21 protein-coding genes and 1 riboswitch are annotated in these 26,431 nt (G+C 63.5%); of the genes, 11 read left to right on the top strand and 10 right to left on the bottom strand.

Annotated features, from left to right (window positions below):
- The first annotated feature begins 19 nt into the window (after positions 1–19).
- Genes pilH through OGL93_RS05335 form a run of 5 tightly spaced genes read left to right on the top strand, consistent with a single transcriptional unit; the run spans position 20 to position 8,267 of the window.
- A complete protein-coding gene (gene pilH, locus OGL93_RS05355; protein ID WP_263261343.1) occupies positions 20–385 on the top strand; it encodes a twitching motility response regulator PilH in 366 nt (121 codons plus the stop codon).
- Between the two features lie 8 nt (positions 386–393).
- Entirely contained in the window at positions 394–933 is a 540-nt protein-coding gene (locus OGL93_RS05350) for a chemotaxis protein CheW (RefSeq protein ID WP_263261342.1), read from the top strand.
- A gap of 21 nt (positions 934–954) precedes the next feature.
- Positions 955–3,006 (top strand): methyl-accepting chemotaxis protein, encoded by a 2,052-nt coding sequence (locus OGL93_RS05345; protein WP_263261341.1) that lies wholly within the window; start codon positions 955–957, stop codon positions 3,004–3,006.
- 13 nt (positions 3,007–3,019) lie between these two features.
- Complete coding sequence (locus OGL93_RS05340) at positions 3,020–7,810, top strand: Hpt domain-containing protein (protein WP_263261340.1); 4,791 nt, start codon at positions 3,020–3,022, stop codon at positions 7,808–7,810.
- Positions 7,803–8,267 (top strand): chemotaxis protein CheW, encoded by a 465-nt coding sequence (locus OGL93_RS05335; RefSeq protein WP_263261339.1) that lies wholly within the window; start codon positions 7,803–7,805, stop codon positions 8,265–8,267. Before OGL93_RS05340 ends, OGL93_RS05335 begins: the two co-directional genes overlap by 8 nt.
- Here the strand turns inward: OGL93_RS05335 and OGL93_RS05330 are convergent.
- Positions 8,254–8,982 carry a 16S rRNA (uracil(1498)-N(3))-methyltransferase gene (locus OGL93_RS05330; protein WP_263261338.1) on the bottom strand — a complete coding sequence of 243 codons (729 nt, stop codon included), beginning with the start codon at positions 8,980–8,982 and terminating at the stop codon, positions 8,254–8,256. The two genes, OGL93_RS05335 and OGL93_RS05330, sit on opposite strands and share 14 nt — an antisense overlap.
- 68 nt (positions 8,983–9,050) lie before the next feature.
- A complete protein-coding gene (locus OGL93_RS05325) occupies positions 9,051–10,457 on the bottom strand; it encodes an adenosylmethionine--8-amino-7-oxononanoate transaminase (protein WP_263261337.1) in 1,407 nt (468 codons plus the stop codon).
- Positions 10,458–10,739: 282 nt separating this feature from the next.
- On the opposite strand from OGL93_RS05325, the gene OGL93_RS05320 reads away from it, so the two are divergent.
- Positions 10,740–11,291: a cytochrome b gene (locus OGL93_RS05320; RefSeq protein WP_263261336.1), complete on the top strand. Its 552-nt coding sequence runs from the start codon at positions 10,740–10,742 to the stop codon at positions 11,289–11,291.
- A gap of 39 nt (positions 11,292–11,330) precedes the next feature.
- Positions 11,331–11,930: a YceI family protein gene (locus OGL93_RS05315; RefSeq protein ID WP_263261335.1), complete on the top strand. Its 600-nt coding sequence runs from the start codon at positions 11,331–11,333 to the stop codon at positions 11,928–11,930.
- 78 nt (positions 11,931–12,008) lie between these two features.
- Here OGL93_RS05315 and OGL93_RS05310 read toward each other — a convergent pair whose 3' ends face one another.
- From OGL93_RS05310 to ahcY, 4 genes are all read right to left on the bottom strand, one after another.
- Positions 12,009–13,868, bottom strand: coding sequence for a DEAD/DEAH box helicase (locus OGL93_RS05310; protein WP_263261334.1), 1,860 nt, complete (start codon positions 13,866–13,868; stop codon positions 12,009–12,011).
- A gap of 271 nt (positions 13,869–14,139) precedes the next feature.
- Positions 14,140–14,868, bottom strand: a complete 729-nt coding sequence (locus tag OGL93_RS05305) for a transporter substrate-binding domain-containing protein (protein ID WP_263261333.1) — start codon at positions 14,866–14,868, stop codon at positions 14,140–14,142.
- 98 nt (positions 14,869–14,966) lie between these two features.
- Complete coding sequence (metF, locus tag OGL93_RS05300; protein WP_263261503.1) at positions 14,967–15,815, bottom strand: methylenetetrahydrofolate reductase [NAD(P)H]; 849 nt, start codon at positions 15,813–15,815, stop codon at positions 14,967–14,969.
- 108 nt (positions 15,816–15,923) lie between these two features.
- Positions 15,924–17,333 carry an adenosylhomocysteinase gene (ahcY, locus tag OGL93_RS05295; protein ID WP_263261332.1) on the bottom strand — a complete coding sequence of 470 codons (1,410 nt, stop codon included), beginning with the start codon at positions 17,331–17,333 and terminating at the stop codon, positions 15,924–15,926.
- A gap of 22 nt (positions 17,334–17,355) precedes the next feature.
- Positions 17,356–17,484, bottom strand: a riboswitch (S-adenosyl-L-homocysteine riboswitch).
- A gap of 175 nt (positions 17,485–17,659) precedes the next feature.
- On the opposite strand from ahcY, the gene OGL93_RS05290 reads away from it, so the two are divergent.
- From OGL93_RS05290 to OGL93_RS05280, 3 genes are all read left to right on the top strand, one after another.
- Positions 17,660–18,064, top strand: coding sequence for a hotdog domain-containing protein (locus tag OGL93_RS05290; protein ID WP_276583420.1), 405 nt, complete (start codon positions 17,660–17,662; stop codon positions 18,062–18,064).
- Positions 18,065–18,450: 386 nt separating this feature from the next.
- The gene (locus OGL93_RS05285) at positions 18,451–19,287 is read left to right on the top strand and encodes an EamA family transporter (RefSeq protein ID WP_263261331.1); all 837 of its coding nucleotides are present in this window, start codon (positions 18,451–18,453) and stop codon (positions 19,285–19,287) included.
- Between the two features lie 14 nt (positions 19,288–19,301).
- Positions 19,302–19,688, top strand: a complete 387-nt coding sequence (locus OGL93_RS05280; RefSeq protein WP_263261330.1) for an MAPEG family protein — start codon at positions 19,302–19,304, stop codon at positions 19,686–19,688.
- A 21-nt stretch (positions 19,689–19,709) separates the two neighbouring features.
- On the opposite strand, the gene OGL93_RS05275 is transcribed toward OGL93_RS05280, so the two are convergent.
- From OGL93_RS05275 to OGL93_RS05260, 4 genes are all read right to left on the bottom strand, one after another.
- Positions 19,710–20,105 carry a DUF1090 domain-containing protein gene (locus OGL93_RS05275; protein ID WP_263261329.1) on the bottom strand — a complete coding sequence of 132 codons (396 nt, stop codon included), beginning with the start codon at positions 20,103–20,105 and terminating at the stop codon, positions 19,710–19,712.
- On the bottom strand, positions 20,102–21,847 hold the full coding sequence (gene ligB / locus OGL93_RS05270) for an NAD-dependent DNA ligase LigB (RefSeq protein ID WP_263261328.1): 1,746 nt from the start codon (positions 21,845–21,847) through the stop codon (positions 20,102–20,104). The genes OGL93_RS05275 and ligB overlap by 4 nt, the downstream gene beginning before the upstream one ends.
- A 121-nt stretch (positions 21,848–21,968) precedes the next feature.
- Positions 21,969–23,159, bottom strand: a complete 1,191-nt coding sequence (gene metK / locus OGL93_RS05265; protein ID WP_263261327.1) for a methionine adenosyltransferase — start codon at positions 23,157–23,159, stop codon at positions 21,969–21,971.
- 20 nt (positions 23,160–23,179) lie between these two features.
- The gene (locus tag OGL93_RS05260; protein WP_263261326.1) at positions 23,180–24,175 is read right to left on the bottom strand and encodes a metalloregulator ArsR/SmtB family transcription factor; all 996 of its coding nucleotides are present in this window, start codon (positions 24,173–24,175) and stop codon (positions 23,180–23,182) included.
- A 185-nt stretch (positions 24,176–24,360) separates the two neighbouring features.
- Between OGL93_RS05260 and tkt the strand changes: the two genes are divergently transcribed.
- Positions 24,361–26,358 carry a transketolase gene (gene tkt, locus OGL93_RS05255; protein WP_263261325.1) on the top strand — a complete coding sequence of 666 codons (1,998 nt, stop codon included), beginning with the start codon at positions 24,361–24,363 and terminating at the stop codon, positions 26,356–26,358.
- Positions 26,359–26,431 lie beyond the last annotated feature (73 nt).

Genomic DNA, 26,431 nt, shown 5'->3' with positions numbered 1-26,431 from the left:
TAACCGAACGAGGAACAGCATGGCTCGAATCCTGATCATCGATGACTCGTCGACTGAGCTACAAAAGTTGACTGTCATGCTCGAAAGGCTTGGCCATCAGGTACTCAAGGCCGCCAATGGCGCTGACGGCGTGGCCTTGGCTCGGCAAGAGCTGCCCGACGCCGTGCTCATGGACATCGTGATGCCAGGGCTGAACGGGTTTCAGGCGACGCGTCAGCTCACCAAGGATGAGGCCACCGCAGGCATCCCGATCATCATCATCACCAGCAAGGACCAGGAGACCGACAAGGTCTGGGGCGCTCGCCAGGGCGCGCGGGCTTACCTGACCAAGCCGTTCGAGGAGAGCGCGCTGATTGCCGCGCTCACCGAAGTGCTGGCGCACTGACCGGGCGGATGAACGCGTCCTATACCGCTTTCGAGTTACTGCTGGCCATCGACCAACGTTGCCGAGCCAGGGCCGGCGGGCTACCGGTCGAGCAGGACGGTGAGCAGCCGTGGAGCGGTATCAGCTTTCGCATGGGTAATGGCTGGTTCGTCGCCCCCATGACCGAGGTCGCCGAAGTATTGCCCGAGCCGCGCATGACCCGTATTCCGGGGGTCAAGCCTTGGGTGTTGGGCGTGGCGAACCTGCGCGGGCGGCTGCTGCCGGTGATGAACCTGTCGGGCTATTTCGGCGCGACGCTGTCCAGCCATCGTCGCCAGCGGCGGGTGCTGGTGATCGATCATGACGACCTGTTCATCGGGCTACTGGTGGACGAAGCACCGGGGTTACAGCATTTTCCTCCAACGGACCTGGCCACGGTCCGCCCGGAAAACCTCGACGAAGCCTTGGCCCCGTTCGTCAAAGGGTATTTCTTCCACGAGCGCGAGTGGGCGGTGTTCAGCCCCTTCGCGTTGGTCACGGCAGCGGAGTTCTTGAATGTGGCGGTATGACCTTTTGGCGAGGCCCTCGCGATGAGCAGCCCGGGTAATGGCAACACCCTGCAGGGGTCGCGCAGCACGGCGCAGATCGCCGGCTTGTTTGTCGCGCTGGTGATTCTCATCATGCTGCTGTTCGCCAACTTCGCTTACCTCAATACCCAAGCCAACCACGACAAGCAGTACATCGGCCATGCCGGGGAGCTGCGGGTGGTGTCCCAGCGAATCGCCAAAAACGCCACCGAGGCGGCGGCAGGTAAAGGCGATGCCTTTCATGAGCTTACCGCTGCGCGCAACGAGTTCGACCGCCGCTGGCGCTACCTGACCGAAGGCGACGCGCATACCGGGCTGCCGCCGGCGCCACATGCGGTGCACGAGCAGATGCTGGCGGTGCAACGCGACTGGGACCGATTGCGCAAGAGTGCCGATGCCATCCTGGCCAGCGAGCAAACGGTGCTATCCCTGCATCAAGTGGCCGCGACCCTGGCCGAAACCGTGCCCCAGTTACAGCTCGAATCCGAGAAGGTCGTTGACAGCCTGCTGCGCCGTGGCGCTCCGGCCGATCAGGTAGCGGTCGCTCAGCGGCAGTCATTGTTGGCGGAACGGATTCTAGGCTCGGTCAACATCGTGCTCGCCGGCGATGAAAACGCAGCCCGAGCCGCGGAAGCCTTCGGCCGCGACGCGAACCGTTTCGGGGTAGTGCTCAATGGGATGCTCAACGGTAGCGCCAGCCAGGGCATTCGCCAGGTCGAGGACCCGCTTGCACGGGCTCGCCTGCAAGAGATAGCCGAACTGTTCGCGTTCGTCTCCGGCTCCGTTGGAGAAATCCTCGAAACTTCGCCGGAGCTGTTCAAGGTGCGCGCCGCCGCCACGGATATCTTCAATCTTTCGCAAACCCTGCTGGATGAAGCCTCGCGGTTGGCGGACGGTTTCGAAGACCTGGCCGGTGGCCGTACCTTCGACGTGGTGGGCGGGTACGTGCTCGGCTTGCTGGCGCTGGCCTCGATCATCCTGATGGCAACGGTGATGGTGCGCGAAACCAACCGGCGCCTGCGCGAAACCGCGGAGAAGAACGAGCGCAACCAGCGCGCGATCATTCGCCTGCTCGATGAGATCGAAGGCCTGGCCTCCGGAGACCTGACCGTCACCGCGTCGGTGACCGAAGACTTCACCGGGACCATCGCCGACTCGATCAATTATTCCATCGACCAACTGCGCGACCTGGTCGCCACCATCAACCGCGCCGCCGAGCGCGTGGCCGCCGCTGTGCAGGATACGCAGGGCACTGCCGGCCAGTTGGCGAAGGCTTCCGAACACCACGCCCAGCAGATCAGCGAAGCGTCACGCGCGATCAGCGACATGGCCCAATCCATCGATCATGTTTCGTCCAACGCTTATGAGTCCGCCAAGGTGGCGGAGCGCTCGGTGAATATCGCCAACAAAGGCAGCGAGGTGGTGCACAACACTATCCAGGGCATGGACGTGATCCGCTTCCAGATCCAGGACACCTCCAAGCGAATCAAGCGGCTGGGCGAATCTTCCCAGGAAATCGGCGACATCGTAGGGCTGATCGACGACATCGCCGAGCAAACCAACATCCTTGCGCTCAACGCTGCGATCCAGGCGTCCATGGCAGGGGAGGCCGGCCGCGGTTTCGCCGTGGTGGCCGACGAGGTCCAGCGCCTGGCCGAGCGTTCTTCGGCGGCGACCCGGCAGATCGAAATGCTGGTGCGAGCCATTCAAGCTGACACCAACGAGGCCGTCATGTCTATGGAGCAGACCACTTACGAAGTGGTGCGTGGAGCGCGCCTGGCACAGGATGCAGGGGTTGCCCTCGAAGAGATCGAAAGCGTATCCCAGGATCTGGCGGCGCTGATCCAGCGCATCTCCAATGCGGCCCAACAGCAGACCTCGTCGGCCGGGCAGATCTCCCACACCATGGCGGTCATCCAGGAGATCACCACGCAGACCTCCGCGGATTCCACCGCCGCCGCCGAAAGCATGAGCAACCTCGCGCAGATGGCCGGTGAAATGCGCCGGTCGGTGTCGGGTTTTACCTTGCCTGCTACGGGTGCCGAGTCGCCATGAAATGGTCGCCGCGATGAAGCTCGATCGAGAAGGGCGCGCCGATGTGGTGGGCCTGCAATGGCTCCGGCCCGAGCTGGCGGCCACCCTGGCCCAGGCCCGTCACGCCCTCGACGCCGCGCCCGAGGCTGCCGGCTTAGCCGACTGCGCCCGGGCGCTGCACCAGGTGGTAGCGGCGCTGGGGTTTGTGAATTTTCCCGGCGCCAGCCGCCTGGCCCAAGACCTGGAACGGCTGGCGAGCCTACCAAGGCCGTCGCCCGCGGCGGTTGATGCCTTGCGCCACCTTCTGGACCGGCTGCCCGGCTACCTCGAGCGGGTCGCCAATGCCCGCCAGGACCTCCCGCTGCTGCTACAGCCGTGGCTCAACGAGTTGCGCGCCGCCTTGGGCGAGCCACCGCTATCGAGCTCAGACATGGCGGCGTTGATTGGCCAACCCGTGGCGAGCGAGCCCGCCCGGAGCATGCCGGCAGTCACCCCTGACCGCGCGGGCCTCGGCCCGTTGATGGCCGCGTTGTGTGAGGAGCTGGCCCGCAACAAGGGGCGGCTGGATCAATACCTGCAAGATGACCGTCGCGACCGCGCTGGGCTGGTAGCCATCGCGCCGTCGCTGCGCCGCATTGCCGATGCGTTGGCCGTGCTGGGTTTTCAGCAGCCGCGCCGGGCCATACTCGACCAGATGGGTATCATCCAGAACCTGGCCAGCGGCGCGCAGCCGCTTGACGATGCCGCAGTGATGGACGCCGGTGGTGCGCTGCTTTACGTGGAAAGCACCCTGGCCGGCATGATTGGCCCCCAGGACCTGGTACCCGGTGCCGCGCAAATACCCCCCACCGAACTCGAACGCATCCATCACCTGGCGATTGGCGAGGCCCTTACCGCCATAGAGCGCATCGAACAATCGATCAGCGAATGCGTCGACGGTGGGTGGGCAGCGGCGCACCTGGCGGCCATTCCGGCGCAGATGCTAGAGCTGCGCAGCGCCTTGGCCATGGTCCGCCCGGAAGCCTTGCTGGCGTTGCTCGACGCCCTTGAGCGCTACGTGCACCAGCGCCTGTTGCCGGCTATGGCGCCACCGGCGGCCGGGGTGCTGGAAACCCTGGCTGATGCCCTATGCGCCATTGAGTGGATGCTACGGCGCTGGATGGTAGACCCGCGTGAGGCCGAGGAGGCCTTGCTGGCCAGTGCCACCCAGGCGTTGGCCGGGCTCAGCTCGAACACCGTTGCGGCAGAGGGCGGCCTTGCCCCAGCGCAAGGCGACAGCGACAGCGCGGAGCTGGACACTCAGCTGCTGGACATCTTTCACCACGAAGCACGCACCTATCTGGAAATCCTCCGGGGGTTCATTCGCAAGGCCACCGCCCCGGCCATGGTTAACGATGCGCTGCAGCGCGCCTTGCATACGCTCAAAGGCAGCGCGTTCATGGCCGGAGCTACCAGCCTGGGGGAAACCGCCGCTGCTGTGTATCGGTTGAGCAAGGAGTTCCGTGCTCGTCAATGGCCCCTGGGCGATGACGAACTGGCCTTGCTGGGGCAGGGGCTGGTGCTGCTTGAGCAGGGGCTGGAACAGGTGGCCAGGCATGTGCCCGGCACCATCGCTGGGGCGGAGATCCTGGTGGCTCAGGTAGAGGCGGCGCTGTCGCGTGCGCCCACGCACACCGCCGAAGGGGCTATGGCGCGCCCAAACGGTACTGTGCGCGAGGTGCGCGGGCAGCTGCTGGTGCGGGGGATAGATCACCTGGATCAAGCCCAGGCCTACCTTGCGCAGTGGCTGGGCGAGCCCGCTAGCTTCGTCGAACTGCCTGGCCTGCTCGACGCGCTTGATCAACTGGGCGAACTCGTCCACTTGGCTGACCTGCCCGCCATGGATGCCCTGTGCGAGGGGTTGCTGGACCTCTACGGCGCCATCGATGAGGCGAGCCTGGCGGTATCGCCCCAGTTGCTGGGCGACGCTGAACAGGCCCAGGAGGCGCTGTATGACATGTTCGACGAGCTTGCCGCTGGGCAGGAGGTGGCGCCTCGCCCTGACGTGTTGAGCCGTTTGCACCACTGGCTCGAGCATGCCCTGGACCCGCACGCGTTGGGGGCGCCTGCTGCAGGGGCACCGCACTTGGTGCAGATGCCGGCCGTTGGCGATCCCGCCGGCACGGCGCTGTTGGCGTTCTTTTTGGACGAAGCCGCCGACCTGTTGGAAAGCGCAGATGAAGCATTGCGCGTGTGGTTGCAGGATCCTCAGCGCGACAGCGCCTTGATCGCGCTCGAGCGGGACCTGCGAACCCTGGCCGGCGGCGCGCGGCTCGCCGGCGCATCCGGGCTGGCGACCTACGCCCAAGCATTGGCGGCCTTCTATGGCCGTTTGCATAGCGCCAGCCCGCGTGAGGCGCAGGCCAGGGCGCGGCAGGCGCATGAGCGTTTGCACCATTGGCTGGCGCAATTGGGTGAAGGCGCCGTGACCGTGCCCGAGTTTCAATGGCTGGCTGAGTTGGACGCGCCGCTGAACAAGGCGGCTGAAGAGCCGCCGGCGTTCGACGAAGACGATGCCGAGGCCAGCGAGCGCGAGTTGTTGCAGGTGTTCCTGGACGAAGGCGCCGACCTGATCGAAAGCGCCGGCGCCTCCCTGGCGCGCTGGCAGGCAGAGCCAGCCAATGCCTTGGAAGTGGAAAACCTGCTACGCGACCTGCACACCCTCAAGGGGGGCGCGCGCATGGCTGAAGTGGGCCCGGTAGGGGACCTGGCCCATGAGTTGGAAACACTCTACGAGCGGGTGTCCACCGGCGAGTTGGAGGCCGCCCCGGGCCTGTTCAAGCTATTACACAAAGGCCACGACCGCTTGGCGCAGATGCTCGACGCGGTGCGCTCCGGCGAGGCTGCGGCGCAGGACCTGCGCCTGCTCGACGCTGTGCAGGGCTATGGCAGCCGGGTGCTGCCGCCCCAGCGCGAGCCCGCGCGGCCGGCGGTCGCGGACCTGACGCCCGCGGCCGAACGTGGTGGCAGCGACCAGATCAAGGTCGCCGCGCAAATGCTCGAAGACCTGGCCAACCTGGCCGGCGAAGCGTCCATCGCTCGAGGGCGTATCGAACAGCAGGTCAATGACGGCCAGACCGCCATGCTGGAAATGGAAACAACGCTCACCCGCATGCGTGACCAACTCCTGCGCCTGGACAGCGAAACCTTGCCCACGGCGCACGGCGGCCAGGCCCAAGCTGCCAGCGATGACGGCTTCGACCCTCTGGAGCTGGAGCGCCAGAGCCATGTGCGCGAGCTGAGCCGTGCCTTGCTCGAAGCGGTCTCGGACCTGTCGGACCTCAAGGACACGCTCGCCGCGCGCAACCAGGAAGCGCAGGCGCTGCTGGCGCAGCAGGCACGGATCTGTTCCGGCCTGCAGGAAGGCTTGATGCGCGCGCGCATGGTGCCGTTCTCCCGTGTGCTGCCCCGGCTGCAACGCATCGTTCGGCAGGTGGCCGAGGAGCTTGGCAAGGACGTGGAATTCGAATCCTCCGACACCGAGGTGGAGATGGACCGCACGGTGCTCGAGCGGATGATCGCGCCGCTGGAACACATGCTGCGCAACGCTATCGACCATGGCCTGGAAAGCTCGGCCGGGCGCCGCGCCGCAGGCAAGCCCGAGCGTGGCCTGGTGACGTTGCGGGTGGCCCACGAAGGCGGCGAGATCGTGATCGAAATGAGTGACGACGGTGCCGGCATTCCGCTCCAGGCGGTGCGCGACAAAGCCATCAAGCGCGGCCTGCTCAGCCCGGACAGCGATCTGCGCGACCACGATGTGCTGCAGTTCATCCTCCAGCCGGGGTTTTCCACCGCGCAAAAGATCACCCAGATTTCCGGCCGTGGGCTGGGCATGGATGTGGTGCACGAGGAGGTCAAGCAGTTGGGCGGCAACATGATCATCGACAGCCAGGCCGGCAGCGGCGCTCGCTTCGTGATCCATTTGCCGTTCAGCGTGTCCATCAATCGGGCGCTGCTGGTGCAGTGTGGTGAACAAACGTTCGCGGTGCCGTTGAACAGCATCGAAGGCATCGTTCGGGTAGCCCCTGAGGAGTTAGAGGCGGCATACGCGGCACCGTTACCCCGCTACCGCTATGCGCAGCTGTCGTATGACCTCAGTTACCTCGGCCAGGTGTTGGGCATCACGCCTCGGCCGGCGAAGCTTGGCGGCAACCAGCCGCAACCGCTGTTGCTGGTGCGGGCACCGGACCACCAGGTGGCGCTGCACGTCGACGCCCTTGCCGGCTCCCGCGAGATCGTGGTGAAGAGCCTAGGGCCGCAGTTCGCTGCGGTGCCGGGCTTGACCGGCGCTACCATCCTGGGCGACGGCAGAGTGGTGTTGATCCTCGATCCGCTGGCACAGATCCGCGCCGCTCATCTACGCCCAAGCCCCGCGGCCGAAAACACCGCGCGGTATGCCTCGGCGCCTGCCAAGCCGTTGCTGGTGATGGTGGTGGATGACTCGGTAACCGTGCGCAAGGTCACCAGCCGCCTGCTGGAACGCCATGGGGTGCGAGTGATCACCGCCCGAGACGGTGTCGAAGCCTGGCAGATGCTGGCGGAGCAGCAGCCCGATGTGCTGCTGGTAGACATCGAAATGCCCCGCATGGATGGCTTCGAGCTGGTCGGCCGGCTGCGGGCCGATCCTCGGCTGGCGGCGATCCCGGTGATCATGATCACCTCGCGCACCGGCGAAAAACATCGCCAGCGCGCCATGGCGCTGGGGGTCAGCGAATTCCTTGGCAAGCCCTACCAGGAATCGCAGCTGCTGCACTTGATTCGCTTCTGGAGCAGCAAGCATGCCTGAGCGCGCCTTTTCCCGTCGCGATACCTTGAGCGCGCTTTTGTTGCCGTTGGCCGAGCGCGAACTGGTGGTGCCGGATGTCGCGGTAGCCGAGCTGATCGGCTATCGCCAAGGGGTGCTGGTTGGTGCCACAGCCCCCTGGGACCTGGGCGATATTTCCTGGCGCGGGCGCCAGGTGCCGCTGGTCAGCTTCGAGGCCGCATGTGGCCAACCGTTGCCCCGAGGCGAGCGCGTGCGCATTGCGGTGATGCATGGCATTGGCCCGCGCCTGCCGTTTTTCGCCCTGCTGATGCAGGGCATTCCGCGGACCTACCGGGTCGACAGCCAACTGAGCTACATCGATGTGCCGCTGGCCTCGCTGGAGCTGGCTGCCGTGCTCGTGGGTAGCGAAGTCGCGCGGGTGCCGGACCTCGATGGCCTTGCCGAGGCGATTCTCAGCGCACGGCTCAACGCGGGCTGAAATCGCCCCATAGCTGTTGTGCCAAGGCCAGCGCGACCACAGGCGCGGTTTCTGTGCGCAACACCCGCGGCCCCAGGCGGGCAGGGTGGAAGCCGCCACGCTGTGCCTGCTCCACTTCAGCCTCGTTCAAGCCACCCTCCGGCCCTATCAGGAAGGCTAGCGATGCGGGTGCGGCGTGGCTGGCCAGCGGGGCGGAGACGGGGTGGAGCACCAGCTTGAGCTCGGCCTCGCACTGGGCGATCCAGTCCGCCAGCGCCAGCGGCGGATGGATCACCGGCACGAACGAGCGGCCGCTTTGTTCACAGGCACTGATCGCCACCTGGCGCCAGTGCGCCAGCCGCTTGTCCGCCCGCTCGTCCTTGAGGCGTACTTCACAGCGCTCGCTGACGATGGGCGTGAGCTCGGTGACCCCAAGCTCCGTGGCTTTCTGGATGGCCCAATCCATCCGCTCGCCGCGCGACAGCCCCTGGCCCAAGTGGATGCGCAACGGGGATTCAGGCAGCCCAGGCAATACCTCGTCCACCTGCACGCTGAGGGTCTTCTTGCCCACCTGTAGCAGTGTGGCCAGGTATTCCTGGCCCAGCCCGTTGAACAGCTGAACGCGGTCGCCCTCGGCCAGGCGCAGCACGCGACCGATGTAGTGGGCCTGGGCCTCGGGGAGCGAATGTTCACCTAGGGCCAGGGGTAGGTCGACAAAAAAGCGGGAAAGTCTCATAAGCCAGGGTCGTCAATGAAAGATGGTCAGTTGCTTGTAGAAGCTGGCGACAGCCTGCGAACCCAGGCCTAGCCTGGATCGCGGAAGTTGGCATGTTTGTTCACCGGCACGCTCACCGGGGCGCGTTCGCGGGTCGCGATATCGATGCCTTCGGTAGCGACCTGGGCGAGGAAGTCGATCTGCTCCGGGGTGACGACGTACGGTGGCAGGAAATACACCACGCTGCCCAAGGGGCGCAGCAGCGCGCCGCGCTCCAGCGCGTGCTCGAACACCTGCAGGCCGCGACGCTCTTGCCACGGGTAGGCTTCGCGGCTGGCCTTGTCGCGCACCATCTCGATGGCTAGCACCATGCCGGTCTGGCGCACTTCAGCCACATGCGGATGGTCCGCCAGGTGGGCCGTGGCCTCGCCCATGCGCCGTGCCAGGCTTTGGTTGCGCTCGATTACCTGGTCCTCCTCGAAGATGTCCAGGGTCGCCAACGCGGCGGCGCAAGCCAGCGGGTTGCCGGTGTAACTGTGTGAGTGAAGGAACGCGCGCAGGGTGGAGTAATCGTCGTAGAACGCCTGGTAAACCTCATCGGTAGTCAGGCAGGCGGCCAGGGGCAGGTAGCCGCCGGTCAGCGCCTTGGACAGGCAGAGGAAGTCTGGGCGGATACCCGCTTGCTCACAGGCAAACATCGTCCCGGTGCGACCGAAGCCTACGGCGATCTCGTCATGGATCAGGTGCACACCATAGCGGTCGCAGGCTTCACGCAGCAGCTTGAGGTACACCGGGTGATACATCCGCATGCCGCCCGCGCCCTGGATCAGCGGCTCGATGATCACTGCAGCGATGGTGGCGTGATGCTCGGCGAGGGTTTGCTCCATCGCTGCGAACATCGTGCGCGAATGCGCCTCCCAGCTCACCCCCTCCGGGCGCAGATAGCAGTCCGGGCTCGGCACCTTGAGGGTGTCCAGCAGCAACGCCTGGTAGGTCTCGGTAAACAACGGCACATCCCCCACGGACATCGCCGCGATGGTTTCGCCGTGATAGCTGTTGGTGAGGGTAACGAAGCGCTTTTTGCTCGGCTGGCCGCGGTTGAGCCAGTAGTGAAAGCTCATTTTCAGCGCCACTTCGATACATGAAGAGCCGTTGTCGGCATAGAACACCCGATCCAGCCCCTCCGGCGTGATCCGCACCAGCCGCTCGGACAGCTCGATCACCGGCGCATGGCTGAAACCGGCCAGGATCACATGCTCCAGCTGGTCGACCTGATCCTTGATGCGCTGGCTGATGCGCGGATTGGCGTGGCCGAACACGTTCACCCACCAGGAACTAACGGCATCGAGGTAGCGCTTGCCGTCGAAATCCTCCAGCCACACGCCTTCGCCGCGCTTGATAGGGATCAGCGGCAGGCGCTCATGGTCTTTCATCTGCGTGCAGGGGTGCCACAGCACCGCGAGGTCGCGTTGCATCCAGTGCAGGTTTTGGCTCATGGGCGGGCTCCGGTGCGGCCGGGGGGCCGAAAAAAAGAATGCGCAAGCCTATGCAATGCGGTGCCGGCAGACAACCCGTAAGGCAAGGCCAGGGCTAAGTTAGATTAAGGCACAGCCGTTCCATAGCGAGCAGGGCGTGGGAGGCGGCTGTGGATTAACCTTGCCTTAACCAAAACCAAGGACAATTCCTATCGTGGCTTTCGATTGTTCAAAGCAAAATTTTCCGCTTTTTTTCGATAGGTAAGCGGTTAATCTTCTCCCACGTTCTTCAGAGGTGCTGCCATGCAGCTTCGCAATTCTCCCTCCCGTTACGGCGCTGTGAGCATGTTCCTGCACTGGGGCGTGGCATTGGCAGTGTTCGGGATGTTCGCCCTTGGCCTGTGGATGGTCGGCCTTGGCTACTACGACCCTTGGCGCAAGGCCGCGCCGGAACTGCACAAGAGCATTGGCCTAGTATTGTTTGCGGCCATGCTGTTGCGGGTGGTATGGCGGGTGATCAGCCCGCCGCCACCACCCACGCCGAACCAGGGCCGACCTACCCGTATCGCCGCGGTGTCGGTCCATCTGTTCCTGTACCTGGACATCTTCCTGGTCATGACCACCGGCTACCTGATCTCCACCGCCGACGGCGTGGGTATCTCGGTGTTCGGCCTGTTCGAGGTGCCGGCTGCGTTCAGCGGCATCGAGAACCAGGCGGAGCGGGCGGGGGAGCTGCATCTCTACCTGGCTTGGGTGCTGGTGGTGTTTTCCGTGCTACACGGGCTCGCTGCGCTCAAACATCACTTCATCGACCGGGATGCCACGCTGGTGCGCATGCTGGGTCGCCGGGCGTGACCTTAACTTGACGCAATCACTGCAAAGGAAATCGAAAAAATGCTGAAACACACTCTGGCCGCGCTCGCGCTTGGCACCGCTGCAATCACCGCCGGCCACGCCATGGCTGCCGATTACACCTTGGACAAAGAAGGCCAACACGCCTTCGTGAACTTCAAGATCAGCCACCTGGGCTATAGCTTCATCACCGGTACCTTCAAAGACTTCGACGGCAAGTTCAGCTTCGATGCCGCCAAGCCGGAAGACACCAAGATCGAAGTCACTCTGAAAACCGCAAGTGTGTTCACCAACCAGGCCGAGCGCGACAAGCACATCAGCAGCGCGGACTTCCTCGACGTCGCCAAATACCCGGAAGCGACTTTCAAGTCCACCAGCGTCAAGCCCACTGGCAAGAACGCAAACGGCAAGGACACTGCTGACGTGACCGGCGACCTGACCCTGCACGGCGTCACCAAGCCCGTCGTGATTAAAGCGACCTTCCTGGGCGAAGGTAAAGACCCGTGGGGCGGCTACCGCGCTGGCTTCGAAGGCAGCACCAGCATCAACCGCAAAGACTTTGCGCCTAAGTCCATGGACCTGGGCCCACAGTCGGACACCGTCGAGCTGTACTTCGTGTTTGAAGGCGTGCGCGCCAAGTAACTCGCGTTTGAATGAAAAAACGCCGCGTCTGTTAAAGCACGCGGCGTTTTTTATTGGGGGCTTGCAGTATCGCGGACCTTAGTTCTTGCGGGTCAGCAATGCTGGCTTTTCCCCTGCCTTGGCGCGGTTTTGCAGGTCATCGAGTTGTTCGGCCGTGAGCGTACGGTCTAGCTTGGACTCTTTCATGATGATCTTTGGCTTTGGCGCTTCGCGACGGGCCTCGCTGACCGCAGGCGCGCGCGCTTCCTCACGCGGGCGGCGGTTGCGCGGGTTGTCACGGCGGTTCTGGCCAGCGCCAGCAGCGCTTTGAGAGTTGTTGCGAGGGCCCGAGCGCTTGGGTGCGCCTTCGGTGGCGGCACGAGGCGCACTTGGAGCTTGGCCGCGTCGGGCGCCCTGAGCAGGCGCCTGGCCAGCTGCCGGCGTGCCCTGGCGGCGGTTACGGCCTTGGCCCTTCTGGTTCTGGTACGGGCTTACGTAGTCTGCCCGGTTGCCGAAGTTATCCACTTCATCGTCCAGGAACACTTCCGGGTCGCGGTTGCCTGGCTCAGCCGGCTGGGCACTTTGGGCTTGCGCTGGCCGTTGTGGCTTGCGCGCCCTTGGCTGGCGAGGCTCAGTGCGGCCTTCAGCGCGGCCCTCGGCGGATTTCTCGCGAGGCTTGTCCTTGCCTTTGTCCTTGCCCTTATCCTTGCGCCCAGCGCCGCCGGTGGGTTTGTCGCCGCCTGGGTTACGGGCGCGTGGCTTGTTGGCCGGCGCCCGTTCGCGCACTTCAGGCTTCTCCGCCTCGATGGTGCTCGGGTCGAAGCCCATCAGCTCGCCGTCGGCGATTTTCTGCCGAGTCATCCGCTCAATGCTCTTGAGCAGTTTTTCTTCATCCGGTGCAACCAGCGAGATCGCCTCACCGTTGCGGCCAGCGCGGCCGGTACGGCCGATACGGTGAACGTAGTCTTCCTCGACGTTCGGCAGCTCGAAGTTCACAACGTGTGGCAGCTGGTCGATGTCCAGGCCCCGGGCGGCGATGTCGGTGGCTACCAGCACGCGTACGGTGCTTGCCTTGAAATCGGCCAGCGCCTTGGTACGAGCGTTCTGGCTCTTGTTACCGTGAATCGCTGCGGCGGTGAGGCCGTGCTTTTCGAGGTATTCGGCCAGGCGGTTGGCGCCATGCTTGGTCCGGGTGAACACCAGCACCTGTTCCCAGGCACCCTGGGTAATCAGATGCGCCAGCAGGGCACGCTTGTGGCTGGCGCCAATGCGGTACACGCGCTGCTCGATGCGCTCGACCGTGGTGTTGGGCGGGGTGACTTCGATGCGCTCCGGATTGTGCAGGAGCTTTTCGGCGAGGTCGGTGATGTCCTTGGAGAACGTGGCCGAGAACAGCAGGTTCTGGCGTTTCTCAGGGAGGCGGGCAAGTACCTTTTTCACGTCATGGATAAAGCCCATGTCGAGCATGCGGTCTGCTTCGTCGAGCACGAGGATTTCCACGTGCGCGAGGTCCACGCTGCCCTGGCCGGCCAGGTCCAGCAGGCGGCCCGGGCAGGCCACCAGCACGTCCACACCCTTTGCCAGCGCCTGCACTTGCGGGTTGATGCCAACGCCGCCAAACACGCAAGCGCTGACGAACTTAAGGTCGCGGGCATAGATGCGGAAGCTGTCATGCACCTGGGCGGCCAGTTCACGGGTGGGCGTGAGCACCAGTACCCGGGGCTGCCGAGGGCCATGACGCTGAGATTTGTCCGGATGGCCGGCGGGGAACAGGCGTTCCAGGATGGGCAGAGCGAAACCGGCGGTCTTACCAGTACCGGTTTGGGCGGCAACCATCAGGTCGCGGCCTTGCAACACGGCGGGAACTGCCCGCTGTTGCACAGGGGTGGGCTGCGTATAGCCAGCAGCCTCGATAGCGCGGACTAGAGCCTCGGAGAGACCGAGGGAAGCAAAGGACATGGGCAATCCTGTTCATTGTGGGGCTTGAGCCCGGGGAACGTTTGCCTGGCGCGGGGGCGGATATCGACGCAACCGCGTCCGGTACTGCTGGCGCTCGCGGAGGATCGCAGCGGGCCGCCGGGGCGTGAGCCATGGCGCGAGCATGCGGTGAAGGGGTGCGAGGTCCGGCGTCCGGGCGTAAGCCTGGCGGGAACGCCGGAGTATAACAGAGCCTCGGCGCGCCGCTGGGATTTGGCTGCCAAAAGGTGGTTTTTTTCAAAAAAGGCCCGATTTAGAGGCCGTAGCGCTTCAACAATGCCCGGTATTCCGGCTCACGCTTGAACTCGCGCAGGGCAGTGGTGAATTGCTCGGCCAGCGCTGGCAGGTCGCCCCGGCGTCGCAGTGCAAGGTACAGAACATCGGTGTTCAAGGTTCCCGGCAGTTCGCTGACCTGCTCGGTGAGCTTCATCTGCTGCAGCGTAAAACGCCCTACTCGGCGATCGGTAATCACCAGGTCCACACGCCCTAGCATGAGTTTGCCGAAGTTGGCTTCCAGCGTTGGCGCGGGCTCCTTGAGGGCCTGCGACGCGCTGAAGGCCGGCCCATAAAGAAAGCCTGGGGCTACGCCCACTCGCAGCCCTCGCAAATCTCGCAGGCGGGCTACAGGCACTGGGCGCTCGTTGGCCTGATACAGCGCGAATTCCACCTTGGACAGCCCTTCATCGGCGTAGACCAGCGTTTGTTCGCGTGCGGTCGTATGAAAAATATCCAATATGCCGTCTGCCTGATCCTGTTGAAGCATCATCAGGCAGCGCTTCCACGGCAGGAACTCCCACTCCACCTGTACGCCCAGGCGTTTGAATACGTGCGCGGCGATTTCATAATCGACGCCCGCAGGCTCGCTGCCGTTCAGGTAAACATACGGCGCCCAAGGCTCGGTAACGATGCGCAGGGGCTGTGCCGATGCAAACGTCGATGGCAGCAGGGCGATCAGAAGAAGAAAACAGGCTAAAGCGCGCATATGCGCAGAGTATGCGCCGGGGCCAGCCCTGGCTAGTCAGGCTTTCCCTTAATGGCAAGATGCAGGCCCGACGCGCTTGGGCGCGCGGGCCAGCGAGGTCAGCGGGGAAGGCCCAGGTTACGCCAGATCGCCATGCTGGCTTGAGCCTGGTTCAGGGTATAGAAATGCAGGCCAGGGGCGCCGCCGTTCAACAGCTGCTCGCACATCCGGGTGATCACGTCTTCGCCAAACGCTTGAATGCTTTCGGCGTCGTCACCGTAAGCCTCGAGTTGCTTGCGAACCCAGCGCGGGATTTCCGCCCCGCAGGCATCTGAGAAGCGCGCCAGCTTGCTGTAATTGGTGATGGGCATGATGCCTGGCACGATCGGCAAGTCCACGCCCAGCTTACGCACCCGCTCGACGAAGTAGAAATAACTGTCGGCGTTGAAGAAGTACTGGGTGATTGCGCTGTCCGCGCCGGCTTTGGCCTTGCGGGCAAAGTTGGCGAGGTCTTCCTCGAAGTTGCGCGCCTGAGGGTGCATTTCCGGGTACGCCGCCACTTCGATATGGAAATGGTCCCCGGTTTCCGCACGGATGAATTCCACCAGGTCGTTGGCATGGCGCAATTCGCCCGCGGCCATCCCCATACCCGAGGGCAGGTCACCCCGAAGCGCAACGATGCGTTGGATGCCGGCATCGCGGTACTGCGTCAGCAGCGCTCGCAGTTCCGCCTTGCTATCGCCAACGCAAGACAAATGCGGCGCCGCGGGGATTTGCACTTCCCGCTCCAGTTGCAGCACGGTATCCAGGGTACGGTCGCGGGTCGAGCCACCGGCGCCATAGGTGCAGGAGAAGAAGGCGGGCGCACAGGTCGCCAACTGGCGGGCCACCTGGAGCAGCTTTTCGTGCCCGGCGTCGGTCTTCGTGGGGAAGAACTCGAAGCTGAAGCTTTTATCGGTCAAAGGCATTTTCAAGGCAGCTCTTCGAATGAGAGTTATAAGCTGCAAGCCGTAAGCTACAAGCCCGAACGCGCAGTGCTTCGAACTTGCAGCTTACAACCTGGCGCTTGTAGCTGATCAGTAACGGTAGGTGTCTGGCTTGAATGGGCCTTCGACGGTCACGCCGATGTATTCGGCCTGCTTGGGCGTCAACCGGGTAACCACGCCGCCGAAGCCGCGGACCATTTCCAGCGCTACCTCTTCGTCCAGCTTCTTGGGCAGCACTTCCACGGTAAGGCGCTCAGCCTTGGCAGCAGGTGCCAGGTCGGCGAACTTCTGAGCGAACAGGTGGATCTGCGCCAGCACTTGGTTAGCGAACGAGCCGTCCATGATCCGGCTAGGGTGGCCGGTGGCATTGCCCAGGTTCACCAAGCGGCCTTCGGCCAAGAGGATCAGATAGTCATCGTTTTGTGCGTCGAAGTTGCCGGTGCCGGTGCGGTGCACCTTGTGAACCTGCGGCTTGACCTCTTCCCAGGCCCAGTTCTGGCGCATGAAGGCGGTATCGATTTCGTTGTCGAAGTGGCCGATGTTGCACACTACCGCGCGCTTCTTCAGGGCCTTGAGCATGCCGGCGTCGCACACGTTGGCGTTACCGGTGGTGGTCACGATCAGGTCGATCTTGCCCAGCAGCGCCGCGTCCACGCAGGCTTCGGTGCCATCGTTGATGCCGTCCTTGTAGGGCGACACCAGCTCGAACCCGTCCATGCAAGCCTGCATGGCGCAGATCGGGTCCACTTCCGAGACCTTGACGATCATACCTTCCTGACGCAGGGACTGCGCCGAGCCCTTGCCCACGTCGCCGTAGCCGATGACCAACGCTTGCTTGCCCGAGAGCAGGTGGTCGGTACCGCGCTTGATGGCATCGTTGAGGCTGTGACGGCAGCCGTATTTGTTGTCGTTCTTGCTCTTGGTGACCGAGTCGTTGACGTTGATCGCCGGAACCTTGAGCGTGCCTTTGGCGAGCATGTCGAGCAAGCGGTGCACACCGGTGGTGGTTTCTTCGGTGATGCCATGGATGCGATCGAGCATCGCCGGGTATTTGTTGTGCAGGATTTCAGTGAGGTCGCCACCGTCGTCCAGGACCATGTTGGCATCCCACGGCTGGCCGTCCTTGAGGATGGTCTGTTCGATGCACCACTCGTATTCGGCCTCGGTTTCACCTTTCCAGGCGAACACAGGAACACCGGCGGCGGCGATGGCGGCAGCGGCCTGATCCTGGGTAGAGAAGATGTTGCACGACGACCAGCGTACTTCGGCACCCAAGGCAACCAGGGTTTCGATCAACACAGCGGTCTGGATGGTCATGTGGATGCAGCCAAGGATCTTTGCATCCTTGAGTGGTTGCTCGCCGGCATACTTGCGGCGCAGCCCCATCAGCGCGGGCATTTCCGATTCAGCGATGATGATCTCGCGGCGGCCCCAGGCGGCCAGGGAGATGTCGGCGACTTTGTAATCGGAAAAACCGGCGGGCGTCAGTACAGCACTCATTTGAGAGTCTCCATTCGTAGTATGCGAATGGGCGCCGTTGTGCGTTGAGGGTAACAGGTTGTACCTGAGCTACCCGGGGCCGGGGATGCCGGCCTTGCAAACGCCCCAACCGAGCCTGACAGGATCACCTGCTGCAGCGCCCCTCGGCTGGGTGGCGGGAACGCCCGCATAGCCTGCGGGCGGTGAAACGTTGGCCAGTATATAGGGTGCCCGGGGAGGGTGTCGAATCCGCCTGGCGGTCGGCTTTAGAGCGCTGTTGCGTCTGGTCGCGGCCGAGGCCTGCTGCTACGGTGAAAGGCAACTACTTATCGCTCTAAGGGGGGCGCATGAATTTCCACACCCGCAAATGGGTAAAGCCCGAAGACCTGAACGCCAACGGTACGTTGTTCGGCGGCAGCCTGTTGCGCTGGATCGATGAAGAAGCCGCGATCTATGCCATCGTTCAGTTGGGCAATCAGCGGGTAGTCACCAAGTATATTTCCGAGATCAACTTCGTCAGTGCATCACGTCAGGGCGACATCATTGAGCTAGGTATTACCGCGACTGAGTTTGGCCGTACCTCTATCACGCTGACCTGCGAGGTGCGCAACAAGATCACCCGCAAAAGCATTCTGACCGTGGACAAACTGGTCTTCGTCAACCTGGGCGAAGATGGCCTGCCAGCGCCCCACGGCCGCACGCAGATCCGTTACATCAAGGACCAGTTCGCCGAGGAAGGCCGGGAAGACTGACGGCCTTATCGGGCGCTTCCCACATGTTCTTCGGAAGGCGAGCGCTGCGGCCTATAGGGTATGGGTGGAGAATTCGCACCTTCCGTCCTGGTTGTTGTTCCCGTGCCCCTACTGCTGCTTGCTCTATCCTTTCTCGCTGGCTGCCAGATGGCGTATACCGAACTGCCTCATGAGCAACCGCGTGGCCCTGTGCCTGTGCCCTTGCTCGACTGCCGAGAGGCGCCGCTACAACCTCGCTGCGTTCATGAAGCGCCAGGGGTACGCGTTCAAGTCAGGGGCCCGGCCGCGTTTTTCCGCTACGATAGCGCCGCTGGAGCTCCCAGGGGTTCCAGCTCTTAATGAGACAGGGCCCGGCTGGTACGGCCGCGGCGGGATAAGGACCTCGTTTGTTCGCCACTACCCTCGTGCTGCTGGCCGCTGTGCTGCATGCAGCTTGGAATACCCTGGTCAAATTCAGTGCTGAACGCTTGCTGGTCGTTGCCAGCATGGATGCGATCGCATTTGTGGTGGCCGTGCCGCTACTACCCTTCGTCAACTTTCCACCTGCCGAGATCTGGCCCTGGTTGATCGCCAGTGCGCTGTTCGAACTGCTCTATCGTTATCTGTTGATCCAGGCTTACCGGGCGGCCGATCTGGGTATGGTTTATCCGCTGATGCGAGGGCTATCCCCGCTGGTGGTGCTCGGCCTGACGCTGGCGGTCGGCAATGAGCCCCTCGGGCCTCATCAGGTGCTGGGCATTCTGTTGATCCCGTGCGGCATGGCTTGCCTGCTCTGGCAGGGCGGTGGCGGTGAGCGCTTGCCTTGGGCGGTATTGCCAGTGGTGCTGCTGATAGGCGTATGCATCGGCAGCTACACCTGGATCGACGGCCAAGCATTGCAGCGCTGGGCTCAGCCGCTGGACTACCTGGCGTGGTTGACGTTCATCAGTGCCTGGCCCTTTCCCGCGGCGGCCTTGGCGAATCGGCGCAAAAGCTTCGCTCACTTTTGGCGTACCCAATGGCGGTTGGGTACGGCAGTCGGTGTGTGCGTGCTGGCAAGCTACGCTCTGGTGCTGTGGGCGATGGCGGCAGGTTCGGTGGCCGAGGCCGCCGCGCTTCGCGAAACCAGCGTGATACTGGTGGTACTGTTCGGCATGCGCTACCTCAAGGAACCCTTGGGGCTGCCGCGTTTGCTGGCGTGCGGGCTCGTCTTGGCGGGCATCATGATCATGAAAATTCACTGACAAGCGAGGCGAAAATGACAGTTGCTTACTGGTGCGTGTTGGTTGCCATCCTGCTGCCCTACCTCTGCACGGTAACCGCTAAAGCGGCGGGCGGGCGCTACGGGCCCAATGCCAATCGAGACCCGCGGGCCTGGCTGGACAAGCTGCAAGGCCTGCCTCGACGCGCCCATGCCGCACAGCTCAATGGCTTCGAAATAACCCCAGCCTTTGCGGCGGCAGTGATCATCGCCCACCTGGCGGGCGGTGCCGAACAGGGCACGCTGAACCTTCTGGCACTGCTGTTTATCGTGAGCCGGGTGGTTTATATCGTTTGCTACCTGGTCGACCAGGGAACCATGCGCTCGATTGCCTGGCTCGCAGGCCTTGGGCTAATCATCAGCCTATTCTGCGTCGCCGCCTGAAGCACCGGCAGCCGCGGGCCGTTATTTGTCCAGTTCGTCCACGGCTTCCTGCAGCTCCTTGCGAGCCTCGGCAAGTTTGTTTTTGCGCTTGTCGATCTTCTCCGGGTCGCCTTTATTCATGGCCTTGTCGAGGTCGGCCTGGCGGGTACTGACCTCACGCTTGGCGTCGAGCACCTTTTTCTCCCGCTCTTTTTTCAAGCTCTCGTCAGTGCAGTTGGCTTGCAGTTCGCCGAGCGCGATTTGCAGCCCTTCTAGCTGGCTAGTGTTGCCGGCCTCACGGGCGCGGCCGATTTCGTCCTGCACCCGTTGCTCCTTCGCGGCGCACCCCTTGAGCTCGATGCTTTCATCCGGCACTGCGGCAAGGGCCGGCTGGGCCATCGCACCGAAAAGAAGGGCCAGGGTGAGCAAAGCTTTCATGAGGTCTCCGGGGTTGTCGCACTAGGTTCTGCGCTATTGGAACGGATGTAGGGGGGAAGTTCAAACCCTTCAACGAAGCCATCTACACCCAGTTGGTGAAGCGCAGCGGCCATGCGTTGTACCGGCGGATGCTGAAAAAACGCCACCCATTGCGCCGCTCTGCCGCTGCCGATGCCGGTTTCATTGGCCCAATCAGCTGGACTCCGTTTGGCCAGCTGCGCCCAATTCGAGGGAAGCCGCGCACTCCCTGTCGGCGGCGCGCTCATCGCTTTCAGCCAATTCCTGAAGCCTTTGCGCCGGGTGCTAGCGAAACCTTGAGCGATGCGCCGGGCTGAAACCGGGCCTATGCCGTTAACGGAGGCCAAGGTTTGTTCATCGAGCATCAGCCAGCTGTGCAGCTCTGGCAGAAGGCCGGCATCGAGCAAGCGGCTCCAGGTGCCTTTGCCCACGTGAGCGATGCCCAGCGCTTTATTGCTGCTCAGCCATTGCAGCCTGGCCAAGTATTGGCTGCGACAGCCGTCTGTGGGCTGCCAGCAGCTCAATGAAGTGTAGCGGGTAGGGTCCGGGGCCATGACCGGCTGGCGCATCGGGTTGCGCCAAATGACCTCTCCCAGCCGAGGGATGGTCAGGCCGGCGAGTTCGAGCGATACCTGATCACCTGGCAGGATGTCCAAACCCTGCCAGCGGCGCAGGGAACCTAGGCTGACGCGCCGGACGGTGCGGTCATCCAGCCGCACGGGGTGCAACTCAAGCATGGGGGTGATCCGCCCGGTTCGCCCCACTTCGAAGCTGATGTCGCGCACCTCTGCCAGAGCGCTTTGCCAAGGGTATTTCCAGGCGGCTATCCAGTAAGGAGTTCGCGCTTGCCAGCGATGCGCGGCTGGCCGCTTGCTATCGCGCAGGATGATCCCATCGGTCACGAAGGGCAGCGGGTTGTTATACCAGTGGTCCCGCCAGTGGCTGGCCTCTTCGAAGCTGTTCACTTTATGGCTGAAACGCTGCGGCTCGGTGAAGCCCAGCGCGGCCAGGTTCGCCAGGCGCTCGGCCTGGGTGTCTGGGCCCTTTGGCCATTCCCAGGGGAAGAAAGCTAAATGGGAAGCTTCGGAGGCCGTAAGATCGCGCCGCGCCATCATGCCCGCGACCTGGCTGCGGGCATTGCGGCCGCCAGCCTGCGCCTGCACATGGCCGTCCAAGCGCAGATAAATCTCGCCTTGCAGCTCCAGGTCTATTGGCCGTGGGAGTTGGCCGGGCACACCAGGGATTTTCCGTGCGTTGGCTGTCCAGTCGTGGCCGTGCACGCCGTCTCCCCGGCTGATTACCTGCAACAGTGCCCCCTGTCGATAGCTCACTGTAACTGCTACGCCATCAATCTTCGGTTGCACCCAGACTTCCTCGCGGCCGGCCAGCCAAGCCCGCGCATCAGCCGCCCCGGCGAGCTTGCCAACGCCGGTATGGGCGACCGGATGCGCTTGCGGCCCGCCTGCACCGGCGGTGGGCGAAGGTGGCTGGGTGCCAGGGAAGCATAAGCGCCACGCCCGCAAGCGCGCTTCGGCCTGGTCATAGAGCTCGTCGGCAATCAGTGAAACACCGTCGCGGTGGTAGGCGCGGTTCCATTCATCCACCTGCCGCTGCAGGGCTTGGATCTGAGTGAAAGCCTGTTCGGGAAGCCAGGCTGGGCATGCCAGCAGAGACGACGAAAACAGCAGCGCGACCGCGCCGGCCCAATACGTGATTAGCCGCATGGTGAGCATCCTTGCTCCAGAGGGGTCCAGGAGCCAAAGCCTAGAACGGAAAAAGCCTCCCGCAGCGGGGAGGCTTTTTCCAGTTGTTGCTGTGGGGCCCGTTCAGGGCCACTCGTTGGCCTTACAAGCCGGCCGCCGCTCTCAGTGCCTCTGCGCGGTCCGTCTTCTCCCAGGTAAACGCGGTGAAGGTATCGCTGCCTACGGTCATTTCGTACGGGTTGCGGCCGAAGTGACCATACGCGGCGGTGGCTTGGTACATCGGGTGCAGCAGGTCGAGCATGCGGGTGATCGCGTATGGGCGCAGGTCGAAATGCTCGCGCACCAGTTGGATGATCTTCTCGTCCGGTAGCTTGCCGGTATCGAAAGTGTTCAGCGAGATGGAGGTAGGCTGGGCCACGCCTATCGCGTAGGACACTTGGATCTCGCAACGATCGGCAAGGCCGGCGGCAACGATGTTCTTGGCCACGTAGCGGCCTGCGTAAGCCGCAGAACGGTCAACCTTTGAGGGGTCCTTGCCGGAGAAGGCACCGCCGCCGTGGCGAGCCATGCCGCCGTAGGTGTCCACGATGATCTTGCGGCCGGTCAGGCCGCAGTCGCCGACCGGGCCGCCGATGATGAAGTTGCCGGTCGGGTTGATGTGGTACTGGGTGTCCTTGTGCAACAGCTCGGCGGGCAGGCTGTGCTTGACGATCAGCTCCATCACCGCTTCGCGCAGGTCGTGATACTTGACCTCTGGGTTGTGCTGAGTGGACAACACGATCGCATCGATACCGACCACGCGGCCGTTTTCATAACGGCAGGTCACCTGCGACTTCGCATCCGGCCGCAACCACGGCAGCAGGCCGGATTTACGCGCTTCGGCCTGGCGTTCGACCAGGGCGTGAGAGAAGCGAATCGGCGCAGGCATCAGCACGTCGGTTTCGTTGCTGGCGTAGCCGAACATCAGGCCCTGGTCGCCCGCGCCTTGGTCTTCCGGCTTGCTGCGGTCCACGCCTTGGGCGATGTCTACCGATTGCTTGCCGATGATGTTCATGACCGCGCAGGTGGCGCCGTCGAAGCCGACTTCAGAGCTGTTGTAGCCGATGTCGATGATCACCTTGCGGACGATTTCTTCGAGGTCGACCCAGGCCGAGGTGGTCACTTCGCCGGCGATGATCGCAACGCCCGTTTTGACCAGGGTCTCGCAGGCGACCCGGGCGTGTTTGTCTTCAGCGATGATAGCGTCCAGCACCGCATCGGAAATCTGGTCGGCGATTTTATCCGGGTGCCCTTCGGACACAGACTCGGAGGTGAAAAGGGAGTATTCGCTCATCTCGACGGCTTCCTGAAAAATTACCGATGGTGAGTGTCGCCAGCCGGCCGCCGGAAGTGGCGAACCTGTATCTGGAAACCGTTACGCAGGCCCACATAGAGCCCATCCCCGGGGCGAAGCCCCGCAGCGGTGGCCCAGCGGGCCAGTTCTTCCTGCTCGAAGCCCAGCCAGAGATCTCCGCAGGCCGTCCTGGCCCAATCCTGGTCATGGCTGCACAACTCTGTCACCAGCAGGCTGCCTCCGGGGTTGACCCGGGCAGCGAGCTGTTTCATGGCGTAGGCGGGGTCGCTGAAGTGATGCAGCACCATGTTCACCACCACGCAATCGGCGCCGAGGGCCAGTTCACCCAGAGCGTCGTCCAGCTTCAATTCAACGTTACCCAGCGCTTCGCGCTGGCACAGCTGGCGCGCCAGGTCGAGCATCTCGGCGCTATTGTCCACAGCCGTCACCCGGCTGAAGCGGCGCGCCAGCTCGGGCAGAAAACCGCCGTCACCCGGGCCGACTTCCAGTGCGGTCGCGGCAGGGCCGAGGGTCAGCGTGTCAAGCAGCGCCAGCAAGCTGTCGCGGTACTGAGGCAGGCCGGCGATCAGGTCTTGCTGCGCGCGAAACCGATCCGCCACCCGCGAGAAAAACACCTGGCTGGCGGCGGCGCGTTGGCGCTCTACCTCGGCCAGCCGCCGCTGGGCATCTGCCGGCAGCTCGAGGGTGTCCGCTTCTTCGAGCAGCGCACCGTGCAGGCGCCCGCCAAGGCGGTGATCGGCGGGAAGCGCGCGGCGGTAGAAAATGGCATTGCCTTCACGACGCGTAGCCACGAGCCCAGCCTGGGCCAAGACCTTCAGGTGATGGCTCATCCCCGATTGGCCGATATCGAAAATCTGCGCGAGTTCCAGTACGCCAAACGAATCGCAGGCCAAGGCCCGCAGCACGTTCAAGCGCAGCGGATCGCCGCCGGCCTTGCACAGGCTGGCCAGATCGTCGGCGGGTTCGTGGCGGATCGAAGGTACGCGCAGGCTCATAGTGGCGGGAGTCTAGTGCGGCCCTGAGCACCTCGCAAGGCTAATATCAAAAAGTTTTGATATTGCCCAGTGAACCGTTTAAGGGCGAAATATGTGTGCTGCCGGCTAACTTCGATTGCGAGCACACCCGGCCATCAGCGAAAATGCCGCTTTTGCAGTTTCATCCTTTCAAGTGGAGATCAGCGATGCCCAGCCGTCGTGAGCGTGCCAACGCCATTCGTGCCCTCAGCATGGATGCCGTGCAGAAAGCCAACAGCGGCCATCCCGGCGCCCCCATGGGAATGGCCGATATCGCCGAAGTATTGTGGCGTGACTTTCTCAAGCACAACCCGGCCAACCCGGCCTTCGTGGACCGCGACCGCTTCGTTATGTCCAACGGCCACGGCTCCATGCTGGTCTATTCGCTGCTTCACCTCACCGGCTACGACCTGTCCATCGACGATCTGAAGAATTTCCGCCAGCTGCATAGCCGCACCCCGGGGCACCCGGAATACGGCTACACCCCGGGCGTTGAAACTACCACCGGCCCGCTCGGCCAAGGCCTTGCCAACGCGGTAGGGTTCGCTATCGCCGAAAAAGCCCTGGCAGCGCAGTTCAACCGCCCGGGCCACAAGGTCATCGACCACAACACATACGTGTTCCTGGGCGATGGCTGCATGATGGAAGGCATCTCCCATGAAGTATGCTCGCTGGCGGGCACTCTGGGCCTGGGCAAGCTGATTGCCTTCTATGACGACAACGGCATCTCCATCGATGGCGAGGTCGAAGGCTGGTTCAACGACGACACCCCCAAGCGCTTCGAAGCCTACGGTTGGCAAGTCATCCGTAACGTAGACGGCCACGACGCCGACGAAATCAAGACCGCGATCGAAACGGCGCGCAAGAGCGCCCAACCGACGCTCATCTGCTGCAAGACCACCATCGGCTTTGGCTCGCCCAACAAGCAGGGCAAGGAAGAGTGCCATGGCGCTCCCCTGGGCAATGACGAGATCGCTCTCACCCGCGCCAACCTCAAGTGGAACCACGGCCCGTTCGAAGTCCCGCAGGACATCTATAAAGAGTGGAACTGCCGTGAGAAGGGCGCCGCCGCCGAGGCCGAATGGGACCAGCGTTTTGCCGCTTATTCCGCTGCGCATCCGGACCTGGCCAACGAGCTGATCCGCCGCATGAGCGGCGAGCTGCCGGCTGATTTCGCCGAGCAGGCCGATGCCTATATCGCTGAAGTCGCCGCCAAGGGCGAAACCGTTGCCAGCCGCAAAGCCAGCCAGAACACCCTGAATGCCTTCGGCCCGCTGCTGCCGGAGTTGCTGGGCGGCTCGGCCGACCTGGCCGGTTCCAACCTGACCCTGTGGAAAGGCTGCAAGGGCATCAGCGCCGAAGACGCCGCAGGCAACTATCTGTATTACGGCGTGCGTGAGTTCGGCATGAGCGCCATCATGAACGGCATTGCCCTGCACGGTGGTTTCGTTCCGTACGGCGCAACCTTCCTGATCTTCATGGAGTACGCGCGTAACGCCGTGCGCATGTCCGCGCTGATGAAAAAGCGTGTGCTCTATGTGTTCACCCACGACTCCATCGGCCTGGGCGAAGACGGCCCAACCCACCAGCCGATCGAGCAACTGGCGAGCCTGCGTGGCACTCCAAACCTGGACACCTGGCGCCCAGCCGATGCGGTGGAGTCGGCCATTGCCTGGAAGTACGCGCTGCAGCGCAACGATGGGCCATCCGCGCTGATCTTCTCGCGGCAGAACCTCACGCACCAGCCGCGCGACGCCGCGCAATTGGTCAACGTGACCAAGGGTGGCTATGTCCTCAAGGATTGCGACGGCGAACCGGAACTGATCCTCATCGCCACCGGCTCCGAAGTCGGCCTGGCCGTGCTGGCCGCCGATGCACTGACCGGCGAAGGCCGTAAAGTGCGGGTTGTGTCCATGCCGAGCACCAGCGTGTTCGACGCCCAGGACGCCGCCTATAAGCAGTCTGTGCTGCCGCTGGAAGTGAGCGCGCGTATCGCCATCGAGGCGGCCCACGCGGACTTCTGGTACAAGTACGTCGGCCTCGAGGGGCGCATCGTTGGCATGACTACCTTCGGTGAGTCGGCCCCGGCCCCGGCCTTGTTCGAGGAGTTCGGCTTTACCGTGGAAAACATCGTCGGTATCGCCAACGAACTGCTGGAAGACTGACGCCGCCGCGCTGCCGCGGTCTGGCCCGGGAATCAGGGGCGGCACCGCGGCAGTGCCGGCCCCTATAAGGTGT

Origin of the sequence: Pseudomonas sp. RIT-PI-S (assembly GCF_025642975.1) — a bacterium.
Taxonomy (GTDB): domain Bacteria; phylum Pseudomonadota; class Gammaproteobacteria; order Pseudomonadales; family Pseudomonadaceae; genus Aquipseudomonas.
The sequence above is the reverse complement of the archived record's forward strand: the minus strand, read 5'-3'. Positions and strand labels throughout refer to the sequence as shown.